This window comes from Marinicrinis lubricantis (genome assembly GCF_042658665.1).
In the GTDB taxonomy this organism is placed as follows: Bacteria; Bacillota; Bacilli; order Paenibacillales; family KCTC-33676; genus Marinicrinis; species Marinicrinis lubricantis.
Window position 1 is genome coordinate 80,614 of the sequence record NZ_JBHSQV010000183.1, and the last position, 13,603, is coordinate 94,216.

Below are 13,603 nucleotides of genomic sequence, written 5' to 3' on the forward strand. Positions count from 1 at the left end.
AACCTTCCGATTAGTGTTTAAAATGGCGTACGCCCGTGAAGACCATGGCAATACCGTTCTCATTGGCTACCTTGATCGATTCTTCATCCTTAATCGAGCCGCCCGGCTGAATGACGGCCTTAATGCCTGCCTTCGCCGCAAGCTCCAGTGTATCGCCCATCGGGAAGAACGCATCCGAAGCCAGCACGCTGCCGACTGCCTGCTCACCCGCCTGCTCAATCGCAATTTTCGCTGCGCCTACGCGGTTCATTTGGCCTGCTCCTACGCCGATCGTCATGTTATCCTTCGCAAGCACAATCGCGTTCGATTTCACATGCTTGACGACCTTCCATGCGAACAGCAGCTGCTTCAACTCTTCCTCTGTCGGCTTCCGATCGGTTGCGACTTGAATGTCTTCATCCGCCAGCTGTCTCACATCCTTATCCTGTACCAGCATGCCGCCTTCTACAGAAGTAATGAGCTGTTCTGCCTTCTGGCTGCCCTGCAGCTCGCCCAGCTTCAGCAGACGGATGTTCTTTTTCTTCGTCAGAATCTCCAGCGCTTCCGGCGTGAAATCCGGTGCCAATACGATTTCCAAGAAAATTTCGTGCAGCTTTTCCGCCATTTCCTTGTCTACCGTACGATTCGCAGCAACGATCCCGCCGAAGATCGAGGTTGGATCCGCTTCATACGCTTTTTGATAAGCCTGTGCAATCGACTCGCCGATACCTACGCCGCATGGGTTCATATGCTTCACCGCAACCACTGCCGGCTCCGTGAACTCCTTGACGATATTCAGCGCTGCATTCGCGTCATTGATGTTGTTGTACGAAAGCTCCTTGCCGTGCAGCTTCTCTGCGGTCGTAATGCTGCCTGCCTCCGCCAGCGGCTTTTTATAGAAGGCTGCCTTCTGATGCGGATTTTCTCCGTAGCGAAGCTCCTGTACTTTTTCGTACGTAACCGTATATCGTTCTGGGAATTCCTCTCCTAATTGCTTGGACAAATATTCCGAAATAAGCGCGTCATAAGCCGCCGTATGACGGAACACTTTCGCCGCCAAACGTTTTCTCGTGTCCAGCGTCGTATCGCCGCCTTGCGCGATCTCCTGCAGCACCTGCTCATAGTCTCCGGCGTCGACCACGACCGTTACGAAAGCATGGTTCTTCGCCGCGGAACGGAGCATCGTCGGACCGCCGATGTCGATGTTTTCAATTGCATCTTCATATGCCACATCCGGCTTTGCAATCGTCTGCCCGAAAGGATACAGATTCACGACAACGATATCGATGTAATCGAGTCCTAATTCCTCCATCTGCTTCTGATGCTCTTCATTATCACGAACAGCCAGCAAGCCGCTATGTACAGCGGGATGCAGTGTCTTCACTCGGCCATCCATAATTTCCGGAAAACCTGTCACATCGGAAATTCCGATGACCGGAACATTGTTTTGTTCTAGAAGCGTCTTCGTCCCTCCGGTCGAAATCAGCTCCACACCTTGTTCTGCCAGCTTGGATGCAAATTCTACGATGCCTGTTTTATCTGAGACACTAATCAGCGCGCGTTTGATCGCCACGTACGATTCCTCCCATGTGTATTCAAAGTTTGATGTTTCGTTAAGCTTCTGTCATTAGTTACCGCCTTGCTCCTGCCCGAACTTATTTGAAAGTAGTGCGCATGCCCGTTATTCTCGCTTCACATCTCGTCAATCGATGCTGGCCGCATACGGGGATAAACCATTTTAAGCATCATGCCTGTATTCAATCAATCTGTAAATTAACGTTCAATGAAACCGTTACGTTTCGATACCTTTCGTCCATTCAACTTTATAAGCCCCTGAGCAAGAGAGCGAACTACTTCCGGATAAATCTGCTGCTCCGCTTCGTGAATGCGCTGATGCAGCGACTCCACCGTATCATGATCCAGCACAGGGACTGCCTGTTGTGCGATAATCGGTCCGGTATCCATACCTTCATCTACGAAGTGTACAGTGCACCCCGTGACCTTAACGCCATATTCGAAAGCATCCGCCACACCCTGCTTGCCCGGAAAGGATGGCAGCAGCGATGGATGAATGTTAATGATACGTCCTTTGTAAGCATTCAACAGCACGGGTGAGATCAGCTTCATGTAGCCTGCGAGGACGATCAAGTCGACCTGCTTTTCTGTCAGACGTTCTAAAATCGCTTCCTCATACGCCGCCTTCGACTCGAACTGCTTCAGCGTAAGCACCAGCGTCTCTACACCGGCCTTTTCCGCTCGCTCGATGATTTTGGCCTGCGGCTGATCACAAACCAACAGCTCGATCTTTACATCGAGCTGTCCGGCTTGAACCTGATCCGCAATTGCTTGAAAATTCGAACCGTTCCCCGAACCGAATACCGCTATCCGATAATCGCTCATTCGAGCTCCACCCCGCCGAACGTTACGCGGCGCTGGCCGAACTTCACGCGGCCGATCGTGTACACTTCTTCTCCGAAGGTGCGGGCAATCTCCTTGACCTGCTCCACATCCTTCTGCGAAACGACAAGCACCATGCCGATCCCCATATTAAAGGTCGTGTAGGCGTCCTTGTCGCTGAAGCCGCCTTCCTTCTTCAGCAGCTCGAAGATCGGTGGCACGGGCCAAGAATCCGGGGTGATGTCCACATTCACGTCCGCAGGCAGCATGCGAGGAATATTCTCGATAAAGCCGCCTCCTGTAATATGGGACATCCCTTTAATGTTCACTTTTTCAAGCATTGCCAAAATCGGTTTCACATAAATTTTCGTTGGCGTCAGGAGTACCTCTCCTAGCGGAGTGTCTAACCCTTCCACCTGATCGTTCAATCCGTAGCCTTTTTGCTCAAGCAGGATACGGCGCACAAGCGAAAAGCCATTGCTGTGCAGCCCGCTGGAGCTCATACCGAGCACCACATCTCCGCATTCAATGCTGGAGCCGTCGACCATCTTCTTGCGGTCCACGATGCCGACGCTGAAGCCGCCGATATCGTATTCGTCTTCATCGTACATCCCAGGCATTTCCGCCGTTTCACCGCCGATCAGAGAGCATCCGGACTGCAAGCAGCCTTCGGAGATCCCTTTCACGATGCTTTCGATCTTCTCCGGCACGACTTTACCGAGTGCCAAGTAATCGAGGAAAAATAGAGGCTCTGCGCCCTGTACGACGATGTCGTTGACACACATGGCGACCGCATCGATGCCGATCGTATCGTGCTTATCCATCGCGAACGCCAGCATCAGCTTCGTTCCTACTCCGTCCGTACCGGACACGAGAATCGGTTCCTCATACTTCTCTTTATTCAGTGCAAACAAAGCGCCAAATCCGCCTAGATCCGCCATGACCTCCGGACGAAACGTTCTTTTCACATGCTTCTTCATCCGTTCTACCGCTTCGTTGCCGGCTGCAATATCGACTCCCGCTTGCTTATACGCCTCTGACATGGTTTTCCCTCCAACTCATCCGTTACTTCGTAGATTCCACTAACCCCTCTGAGCTCTTTCCTTCACTTGTATCTGCCATCGTAGGATAATCGTTGTCAAAGCATGCCAGGCACATTCCGCTGTTTTTATCCGTGCTGTCCGAACCAATCGCCTCCAGCAGCCCTTCCTTGCTCAAGAAATGAATCGAATCCGCATTGATCGCCTGACGGATTTCCTCCACTGATTTCTGAGCGGCAATGAGCTCATTACGGCTCGGCGTATCGATGCCGTAAAAACAAGGGTTCATGAATGGCGGCGAGCTGATGCGCACATGCACTTCCTTCGCCCCGGCTTCTCTGAGCAAATTGACGATGCGCAAGCTGGTCGTCCCCCGTACGATGGAATCGTCGATCATGACAACGCGCTTGCCCTCTACGACTTTGCGTACAGCACTCAGCTTCATCTTCACGCCCTGCTCACGCAGTTCTTGGCTGGGCTGAATGAACGTTCTACCCGTATAACGGTTCTTAATGAGACCGAGCTCATACGGGATACCGGTCTGCTCCGCGAATCCGATCGCCGCCGAGATGCTGGAGTCCGGCACGCCGGTCACCACATCGGCATCGACGAACGCTTCCGCCGCGAGCACCTTCCCCATCCGTTTGCGGGAAGAGTGAATATTGATACCGTCCACATCGCTGTCCGGACGGGCGAAGTAAATATACTCCATCGCGCACACTGACTGGCGCTGCTTCGATGCAAACCGCTCCTCGCGCATGCCGTTTTGATCCAGCACGAGCAGCTCACCAGGCTGTACGTCGCGGATATATTCCGCTCCGACCGCATCGAACGCACACGATTCGGAAGCGAACAAGATCGCGTCGCCGAGCTTGCCCATCACGAACGGACGAAGGCCGTTCGGGTCGCGTGCCGCGATGAGCTTGCCTCTTGTCATAAACAAGAAGGCATACGCTCCTTTCACCTCGCGAAGCGCTTCTCTCACCGCGTCTTCGAGCTGATCATACGGAGAGCGCGCAATAAGATGCGCCACAACTTCGGTATCGCTCGACGTCTGGAAGATCGAGCCGAGCCGCTCCAGCCGCTTGCGAATATCCATCGCGTTGTGCAGGTTGCCGTTCGTCGCAACGGCCAAGTCGCCTTCACGGTATTTGAATACGAGCGGCTGCGCATTCGCCAGCTTGCTCTCCCCAGAAGTCGAGTAGCGAACGTGCGCGATAGCGTTCGAGCCTTTCAGCTCCTGCAATCTCTCGTTTGTGAATACTTCCTTGACCAGTCCCATACCGCGATGATAGTTGAATTCCTCTTCATCCGACGTGCAGATCCCGCCGCTTTCCTGCCCGCGGTGCTGCAGCGCATGCAAACCGTAATAAGAAAGATGAGCGGCTTCTGGGTGACCGAACACCCCGAATACGCCGCACTCTTCCTTCAATTTATCGAAAAACCCATCGTGATCATGGGTCACGCCCTCATTGTAATAGTCGCCTGTCCACAGCTGCTGCTTTAATTTGTCTTGCTGCCCATGAGACATGGAATCGCATCCTTCCATACGCTTTCCAGATCGCTGACGGAGCTGTTCACCGCCTGCTTATCGTTCACTTGGATATTCAATTCGCTTCCTGTCACCACACCGATTTCTTGAACGGGAACGCCTTGCTCTTTAAGGAATGCAGCCGCTTCCGCTGCATTCTCTGGTTTTACCGTGAGAATGACGCGGGATTGGCTTTCACTGAACAATGCGATATCCGTGCGAAGCTCCGTACGGAACTGAACCTTCGCGCCGAGCCCTCCGCTGATGCACGATTCCGCCAATGCGGCAGCTAATCCGCCTTCCGACAAGTCGTGTGCCGATGCCACGTATCCTTTGCGAATGAGCGTCAATACCGATTGCTGCAATCTCTTCTCGACATCAAGATCGAGCTGCGGAGGTCTGCCTTCGGTTACGCCGTGTACAATGTATTGGAATTCGCTGCCGCCGAGTTCCGCTTTCGTATCGCCGAGCAGCAGGATCACATCGCCTTCTGCTTTGAAGCTTTGGGTCGTGATGTGGTCGACATCCTGCACCAATCCGACCATACCGATGACTGGCGTCGGGTAAATCGCACCCTTGGCATTTTCGTTGTACAAGCTGACGTTACCGCCGATGACCGGGGTATCCAGCTGACGGCAAGCTTCGGAAATACCGTCTGCCGCTTTTTCCAACTGCCAGAAAATATCCGGCTTCTCTGGACTGCCGAAGTTCAGATTGTCGGTAATCGCCAGCGGTTCCGCGCCGGAGCAGACGATGTTGCGCGCTGCTTCGCTGACCGCGATTTTGCCGCCGACTTCAGGATCCAGATACACGTATCTGCCGTTGCAATCGGTCGTCATCGCCAGCGCCTTGCGTGTGCCAGGGACGGTCACAACCGCTGCATCCGAGCCAGGACGTACAGCCGTACTCGTACGCACCATATGGTCATATTGGTTATAGACCCATTCCTTACTTGCCACCGTTGGAGATGCCAGCACCTTGCGAAGTGCATCGTCTAAGTCGACCACTTCCGCATAACCAACAGTATCGACACTTGCGTTCAGCTCATAATAAGCTGGCACCTCGGATGGCTTATTATAAACCGGACACTCATCAACGAGCGCTTTAACCGGCATATCAGCTACAACGTCGCCTTGATGATACAGCTTCAGACGTCCCGTATCCGTTACTTTACCCACTTTGTAGCAGGTCAGTCCCCAGCGCTCAAAGATCGCCTTCGCCTGCTCTTCTTTGTTCGGTTCAACGACGAACAGCATCCGCTCCTGAGACTCGGAAAGCATCATTTCATAAGGCGTCATGCCTTCTTCACGCTGAGGCACTTCGTCCAAGTACAAATCCATCCCGTTGCCCGCTTTGCTCGCCATCTCCGCACTGGAACACGTTAAGCCTGCTGCCCCCATATCCTGAATGCCAAGTACGATTCCAGAATTGATCAAGTCAAGACAAGCTTCCATGACCAGCTTCTCCATGAATGGATCGCCGACCTGTACCGCCGAACGCTTCGCTTCGGATTCTTCGGTCAAGTCCTCAGAGGCGAACGTTGCACCATGTATGCCGTCGCGTCCGGTTGCAGGACCGACATAGAACACTGGGTTGCCTACGCCCTGAGCGACACCGCGCTGAATTTTATCGTGATCAATAATGCCCACGCACATCGCGTTGACGAGAGGATTCCCCTCATAGCTTTCATCGAACATCACTTCGCCGCCGACGGTAGGGATCCCGATACAGTTGCCGTATCCTGCAATCCCCGATACGACATGCTCGAACAAGTATTTCACCCTTTCGCTGGACAGCTTGCCGAATCGTAAGGAGTTGAGCAAAGCGACAGGACGTGCGCCCATCGAGAAAATGTCGCGAATAATACCGCCGACGCCTGTTGCCGCGCCTTGATACGGCTCTACGGCCGAAGGGTGGTTATGGCTTTCGATCTTAAATACGACCGCTTGATTGTCGCCAATGTCTACAATCCCAGCACCTTCACCCGGTCCCATGAGTACGCGGGGACCCGTTACAGGGAATCGCTTCAGAATCGGTTTCGAATTTTTGTACGCGCAATGCTCGGACCACATGACGCTGAATACGCCGATCTCGGTGTAGTTTGGCTTCCGACCCATAAACTCGCAGATGAGCTTGTACTCGCTGTCCGTTACGCCCATCTCCTTGTATATTTGCAGGTCTGCGATTTGTTCCGGTGTCGGTTCTTTAGCTGCTAACTGCTGCGCCATGTTTTTCCCTCCAAGTTTTCAGAATTGAAGTAAACATCCGTTTACCGTCCTCGGAACCTAGAATTTGATTCACTGCGCGTTCCGGGTGAGGCATCATCCCTACGATATTGCCCTCGCGGTTGCAAATCCCTGCGATATCGAGCAACGAGCCGTTCGGGTTCGTCTCGTATGTGAATACGATCTGTTGATTGGCTTTCAGTTCTTCCAGCGTCGCTTCATCACAGAAATAGTTGCCTTCTCCGTGAGCGATCGGAATGTCGATCACTTCTTTTGCCGCATAGTCTCTTGTAAACGGAGTCTGATTGTTCTCCACAACCAGATTCGAGCTGTGGCAGCGGAACTTCAAGCTTTGGTTGCGAAGCATCGCGCCCGGCAGCAGTCCTGACTCCAATAAGATTTGAAATCCGTTGCAAATCCCTAAAATATATTTTCCGGCTTCCGCCTCTTTCACGAGCGCATTCATGACCGGAGCAAAACGAGCGATCGCACCGGAACGCAGGTAGTCTCCGTAAGAGAATCCGCCGGGTACGATAATGCAGTCAAAACGGGAAAGATCCGTCTCCGTATGCCAAACGTATTCCACCGATTCCCCAATTGTCTCTTCTACCGCCTTGTAGCAATCCACGTCACAATTCGAGCCGGGAAAGACGAGCACCGCAAATTTCATTTTATAGGCCCTCCAATTCGAAGCGATAATCTTCGATGACCGTATTGGCCAATAGCTTCTCACACATTTCCTTTAATCTTGTTTCCGCTTCTCTGCGGTCGGTTGTATTCAAAGTAAGTTCCATATATTTACCTACGCGCACTTGGCCAACTTCCTGAAATCCCATCGAATGCAGAGCACCTTGAACGGCATTGCCTTGCGGGTCGAGCACGCTTTGTTTAATCGTTACATATACCGTTGCTTTAATCATCGGTAGTTCCTCCTTCGTTCCTCACATGTGATTTAAAGTTGCTGATGTCTTTATTTCATCAAACGTTTCATGATTTCGCGGTAACGGGACGTCGTCTCTGCCACCACTTCGGCAGGGAGCTGCGGCGGCGGACTGTTCTTATCCCAATCCGTACCGGCCAAATACGTCCGTACCGGTTCTTTATCCATGCTGTCGATCTCAATATCCAACGCATAGCCATCATGATCCCAAAAACGGGAGGAATCCGGTGTAAACAGCTCATCGATGAGGATGACTTGTCCATCCAAGATGCCGAATTCAAACTTGCAATCCGCTAAAATAATGCCGCGCTGCTCACAGTAATCTCTTGCGAATGCGTACAGCTCCAAGCTTTTTGCCTGCAGCTCGGCGGTAAGCTCCTTGCCGACTCTGCGCTCCATCTCCTCGATGGAAATATCCTCGTCATGTCCTTGATCATTCTTCGCGGCAGGTGTGAAGAGCGGCTGAGCCAGCTTTTCATTTTTTCGCATGCCTTCGGGCAGCTTATGTCCGTTCACTTCGCCGGTTGTCTGATATTGTCTCCAGCCGCCGCCGGTAATGTAACCGCGAACGACGCATTCGATATCGATACGTTCGGCTTTGCGGGCCACCATAACGCGGTCTTTCATCAGCTCAGGAGATGGAATGACATCACTCAGCTTCGTCACATCGGTATGAACGACATGATTTCGAATGAGGTGCGAGGTCTTCTCAAACCAAAATGCGCTGAGCGTGTTCAGTACATTCCCTTTATCCGGTACAGCCGGCGATAAAATATAATCGAAGGCTGAAATGCGATCCGTGACCACGATCAAAAAATGTTCCCCTAGATCATATAGCTCACGAACTTTTCCTTTATACAGCAGCGGCGCTTTTACGAGTTCGGCTGCAGTGGTTAGAGCGGTCATCTTTTGTGCGGGCTCCTCTCTCTTAAGGAAGTCGGCGGTTGTGCCGTAATACCTTTTCTCTATGGTCAGGCTTGTCTTAGTTCAAGCCCAAACGTTCAAAAATCGTATCCACATGCTTCAAGTGCCAGCTCGGATTAAAGCAGTCTTCAATCTCCTCTACCGACAGATGCTTCGTAATTTCCGGGGTATTCAGTACAATCTCCTTAAAATGCTGCTGCGTCTCCCAAGCCTGCATCGCTCTAGGCTGTACCGTATCGTATGCTTCCTCGCGGCTTAAGCCCTTGTCGATCAGCTTCGTCATCACGCGTCCGGAGAACGGTACGCCGTAGGTGCGCTCCATGTTCCGTTTCATATTTTCAGGGAACACCGTCAAATTCTTAATGATATTGCCCAGACGATTCAGCATATAGTTGAGCAGCATCGTCGCATCCGGCAGAATGACTCTTTCTACAGAAGAGTGGGAGATGTCGCGTTCATGCCACAGCGGTACATTCTCATAAGCGGAAACCATATGCCCTCGGATGACGCGGGACAGACCGGAAATATTTTCGCAGCCGATCGGATTGCGCTTATGCGGCATCGCGGAGCTTCCTTTTTGCCCTTTCGCGAACGCCTCTTCCACTTCTCGAAATTCGCTCTTCTGCAGCGCACGAATTTCCGTCGCGAATTTATCCATCGACGTCGCGATCAGAGCAAGTGTTGCCATGTAGTGGGCGTGACGGTCACGCTGCAATGTCTGTGTCGAAATCGGAGCCGGTGACGTACCCAGCTTTTTGCATACATATTGCTCAACGAACGGATCAATATTCGCGTACGTTCCTACCGCACCGGAAATTTTACCGAATTCTACGCCTTTTGCCGCCTCGCGGAAACGGTCTAAGTTACGCTTCATCTCTTCATACCAAAGCGCCATTTTGAGTCCAAACGTCGTCGGTTCTGCATGAACACCGTGCGTCCGGCCCATCATCGCCGTATGCTTATGCTCTTTCGCTTTATTTTTCAATATATCAATGAAGTTGATCAGGTCTTTTTCCAAAATCTCATTCGCTTGTTTAAGCAGATATCCCAAAGCCGTGTCCACGACATCGGTGGAAGTCAGGCCGTAATGAACCCATTTTCTTTCCTCGCCTAGCGATTCGGATACCGCGCGCGTAAAAGCAATTACATCGTGACGTGTTTGCTGCTCAATCTCATAAATTCGATCTATGTTGAAGGTCGCATTCTCACGAATTTTTTTCACGTCTTCTTTTGGAATGATGCCAAGCTCGGACCATGCTTCACAGGAGCAAATCTCCACTTCGAGCCATGCCTTAAATTTATTCTCTTCCGTCCAAATCGCAGACATTTCTGGCCTTGTGTATCTTTCGATCATTGGGTTACCTCCGAGAGTTCTATATTGGTCGGGCCAAGGCCCGTTCTATCTTATCGTAGTCCATTTTAGGAGCGAATGCACGGTAGACCATCAGGAATTCCAAATGCCCGAGCGTTCCACCCAACGGATGGCATCGTCTACGCTGTTGCCGAGCAAATTGATATGCCCCATTTTCCGTTTCGTCTTCGCTTCCTTTTTACCGTAAAAATGAATCTTCGCCGTTAATGAATCATCGATTGGCTGTCCTTCTTCCATCCATTCAAGAACGGGCTGAACGTGTTCACCCAAAATATTGACCATCACGACTGGCGTCAAAAGATCGGTCTGGCCTAGCGGCAAATTGCAGATCGCTCTCACATGCTGCTCGAATTGCGATGTTTTGCAGGCATCCATCGTATAATGTCCGGAATTGTGAGGTCTTGGCGCCAATTCATTGACGTAGATCTCTCCGTCTCGGGTCAGGAACATTTCCACGGCGATAAGACCAATGACATCCATTCCTTCCGCTATCTTCAGCGCCATTTGTTCCGCTTTAGCGGCAATTTCCCGAGTTATACGGGCCGGAACAATCGATAGATGAAGAATGTTATCGACATGGATATTCTCTGCTACCGGGAATGCTTTTACTTCCCCTGCTGGATTTCGCGCTGCAATAACGGATAGCTCCAGCTCAAACTGGATAAACTTTTCAAGGACAAGATCCGTACCCGCTTGGGTTAACGTTTCATACGCGGGGATCACATCCTGTTCACTTCGGATCACCCACTGTCCTTTGCCGTCATAACCACCCGTCGCCGTCTTCAGAACACAGGAATAATCAAATTGTTTAGCTGCCTTCTCCAACTGCTGAAGACTATGGATCTCAAAATATGGAGCTACCTTCGCACCGGCTTGCTCAATCGCCTTTTTCTCCCTAATCCGATGCTGCGTAGTATACAAAAGCTTGCTGCCCTGCGGTACATAGGAGGTCTGCTCCAGTACCTCGGCAACGCTGGCATCCACATTTTCAAATTCATACGTAATGACGTCGGACTGTTGAGCCAGGCTTGCGGCTGCTTCTACATCACTGTACACGGCATTAATTTCAACATCCGCCACCTGACCGCAAGGACAATCCTGTGTTGGATCCATGACCGCAAAACGAAAGCCTAAATTTCGACCTGCTAAACTTATCATGCGTCCAAGCTGTCCGCCGCCCAAAATCCCGATCGTGCTTCCCGGCAATATCTTTTGCGTACTCATATAAGTTGATCACTGCTTTCCATAACCGTTTGTTTCAAACGCTCCCTGCGTGCGGCAATTCTAGATGTAAGATTAGGGTCAGATGTTCCTAAAATTTGAGCTGCCAGCAATCCTGCATTCGTTGCACCTGCTTTGCCGATCGCCACGGTAGCCACTGGAATTCCTCCAGGCATCTGTACGATGGAAAGGAGCGAATCCAAACCATTCAAATTGGATGATTTCACGGGAACACCGATGACAGGCAACTCCGTCTTGGATGCTACCATCCCAGGAAGATGTGCTGCACCGCCCGCACCCGCAATAATGACTTTCAGACCTCGAGATATCGCCTGTTCCGCATATTCAAACATGAGATCTGGGGTTCGATGTGCAGACACTACCTTTTTCTCATAGGGTACTTCTAATTCATCTAATATATCACAGGCGTGCTTCATCGTTTCCCAGTCTGAGCTGCTGCCCATGATCACTCCTACTTTCGCTTGTTCCGCCACGCTTATCCCTCCATCAGATGCTCTCATGTATAAAGACACAAAAAGGGCAGGCTTATCAGTAACCTCCCCTTGAACCGAGCCCCCCATACCGAGGCATCATTGTTATATCTAAGAACCACAGAAAAATGGGGACGCCAAAAATCGGGGCTTCATCTATTGTCTTTGTCCGTCTGCACTTAGCAGGATGTCTCGCCTTATCCGATCAAGGACGCCTTCTCTTCCCGTAGTCCAAAAATTTACGGTTTTTGGGTAGAAACTTTCGGGCCATATCCCCGATATTATACAGGACATTCGTCTATTTGATTGTTATATTTCACATTTCGCTGTTTGCAATACTAGTTTAACAATATGTTACGGGTCATGTCAAGTTAAAAAGCGAACATTAAATAAATATAAAGTTTCTATAGTTCGGTTTATTTTATATGTTTTTGTAATAATCGTCTCCTTATACAGGAGTAAATGTTCAATTTTTAGCACGTGTCTGTTACCAAGCAAATCTAATACCTCGATGTACTATCCATTTCCGTACATTTAGTGCATACGACAAAAAAAGACCTGTGTCTCTGCACAGGTCTTTAGTTGGCTTGATGGCGTCCTTCCGCACCGAGCATCCCCTTCTTCGCTTTACTACGAGGTCGGCATCGGTTTCTTCCTCTATTTCACGGACATCCTCCGTTGCATTGCTTCGAAAGGAAGAAACCGTATACTCTCTGAGCGGTGTAGGACGAGCAGCATAGTAAAAGACCCATGCATCTGCACAGGTCTTTAGGTTGGCTTGATGGCGTCCTTCCGCACCGAGTGATCCTTCTTCGCTTTACTTCGAGGTCGGCATCGGTTTCTTCCTCTATTTCACGGATATCCTCCGTTGGAGTTACTTCGATCGGAAGAAACCGTATACTCTCCAAACGGCGTAGGACGAGCAACATAGAAAAAGACCCGTGCAGATGCACGGATCTTTAGGTTGGCTTGGCAACGTCCTACTCTCCCAGGACCCTTCGGTCCAAGTACCATCGGCGCTGGAGGGCTTAACGGTCGTGTTCGGGATGGGTACGCGTGGTTCCCCTCCGCCATTATTACCAAACCAGTTATGATATTGAAAGTGGTCGGGACGACACGATTTGAACATGCGACCCCCTGGTCCCAAACCAGGTGCTCTACCAAGCTGAGCTACGTCCCGATAATTGTACTTTCAAAACTGAATGCGAAAGTGTAAGGTTGCTTGTTGATCAACATGTTGTCGATCTTTTGATTCCTGATGGAATCTTTGATGGGCCCCGAAAAAGTAATCGGAATTCGCTACAGCGCTTCACGTCACTTTTTTGGGTCATATTAAGGTGTATCTTTTGATTTCTTTGAACTATTGTCACATCAAATGTGATTCGTATTTGTTGTGACGCTAAGGTAGAAATCAAAAATATGGGATAAGCCCTCGACCGATTAGTATTCGTCAGCTCCATGCATTGCTGCACTTCCACCCCGA

11 protein-coding genes, 1 tRNA gene, 1 rRNA gene and 1 riboswitch are annotated in these 13,603 nt (G+C 50.8%); all 13 genes read right to left on the minus strand.

Features of this window, described 5'->3' with window-relative positions:
- Positions 1–10: 10 nt before the first annotated feature.
- The 13 genes from purH to ACFPXP_RS19970 all read right to left on the minus strand — a co-directional run bounded on the left by purH (position 11) and on the right by ACFPXP_RS19970 (position 13,300).
- Positions 11–1,552: a bifunctional phosphoribosylaminoimidazolecarboxamide formyltransferase/IMP cyclohydrolase gene (purH, locus tag ACFPXP_RS19910; RefSeq protein ID WP_379896155.1), complete on the minus strand. Its 1,542-nt coding sequence runs from the start codon at positions 1,550–1,552 to the stop codon at positions 11–13.
- A 200-nt stretch (positions 1,553–1,752) separates the two neighbouring features.
- Positions 1,753–2,379: a phosphoribosylglycinamide formyltransferase gene (gene purN, locus ACFPXP_RS19915; RefSeq protein ID WP_379896156.1), complete on the minus strand. Its 627-nt coding sequence runs from the start codon at positions 2,377–2,379 to the stop codon at positions 1,753–1,755.
- Positions 2,376–3,419, minus strand: coding sequence for a phosphoribosylformylglycinamidine cyclo-ligase (gene purM / locus ACFPXP_RS19920; protein WP_379896157.1), 1,044 nt, complete (start codon positions 3,417–3,419; stop codon positions 2,376–2,378). Before purM ends, purN begins: the two co-directional genes overlap by 4 nt.
- A 22-nt stretch (positions 3,420–3,441) precedes the next feature.
- Positions 3,442–4,947: an amidophosphoribosyltransferase gene (gene purF, locus ACFPXP_RS19925; RefSeq protein ID WP_379896158.1), complete on the minus strand. Its 1,506-nt coding sequence runs from the start codon at positions 4,945–4,947 to the stop codon at positions 3,442–3,444.
- Positions 4,920–7,175 (minus strand): phosphoribosylformylglycinamidine synthase subunit PurL, encoded by a 2,256-nt coding sequence (gene purL / locus ACFPXP_RS19930; protein WP_379896159.1) that lies wholly within the window; start codon positions 7,173–7,175, stop codon positions 4,920–4,922. The genes purF and purL overlap by 28 nt, the downstream gene beginning before the upstream one ends.
- Positions 7,153–7,842, minus strand: coding sequence for a phosphoribosylformylglycinamidine synthase subunit PurQ (gene purQ, locus ACFPXP_RS19935; protein ID WP_379896160.1), 690 nt, complete (start codon positions 7,840–7,842; stop codon positions 7,153–7,155). The genes purL and purQ overlap by 23 nt, the downstream gene beginning before the upstream one ends.
- A 1-nt stretch (position 7,843) precedes the next feature.
- Positions 7,844–8,092 (minus strand): phosphoribosylformylglycinamidine synthase subunit PurS, encoded by a 249-nt coding sequence (gene purS, locus ACFPXP_RS19940; protein WP_379896162.1) that lies wholly within the window; start codon positions 8,090–8,092, stop codon positions 7,844–7,846.
- A 50-nt stretch (positions 8,093–8,142) separates the two neighbouring features.
- Positions 8,143–9,018, minus strand: coding sequence for a phosphoribosylaminoimidazolesuccinocarboxamide synthase (locus ACFPXP_RS19945; RefSeq protein ID WP_379896163.1), 876 nt, complete (start codon positions 9,016–9,018; stop codon positions 8,143–8,145).
- Positions 9,019–9,094: 76 nt separating this feature from the next.
- Positions 9,095–10,390 carry an adenylosuccinate lyase gene (gene purB, locus ACFPXP_RS19950; protein WP_379896164.1) on the minus strand — a complete coding sequence of 432 codons (1,296 nt, stop codon included), beginning with the start codon at positions 10,388–10,390 and terminating at the stop codon, positions 9,095–9,097.
- A 90-nt stretch (positions 10,391–10,480) separates the two neighbouring features.
- Complete coding sequence (purK, locus tag ACFPXP_RS19955) at positions 10,481–11,632, minus strand: 5-(carboxyamino)imidazole ribonucleotide synthase (protein WP_379896165.1); 1,152 nt, start codon at positions 11,630–11,632, stop codon at positions 10,481–10,483.
- A complete protein-coding gene (purE, locus tag ACFPXP_RS19960; RefSeq protein ID WP_379896166.1) occupies positions 11,629–12,123 on the minus strand; it encodes a 5-(carboxyamino)imidazole ribonucleotide mutase in 495 nt (164 codons plus the stop codon). The genes purK and purE overlap by 4 nt, the downstream gene beginning before the upstream one ends.
- Positions 12,124–12,327: 204 nt before the next feature.
- Positions 12,328–12,429, minus strand: a riboswitch (purine riboswitch).
- A gap of 658 nt (positions 12,430–13,087) precedes the next feature.
- Positions 13,088–13,204, minus strand: a 5S ribosomal RNA gene (rrf, locus tag ACFPXP_RS19965).
- A 19-nt stretch (positions 13,205–13,223) separates the two neighbouring features.
- A tRNA-Pro gene (locus ACFPXP_RS19970) sits at positions 13,224–13,300 on the minus strand.
- Between the last annotated feature and the right edge of the window lie 303 nt (positions 13,301–13,603).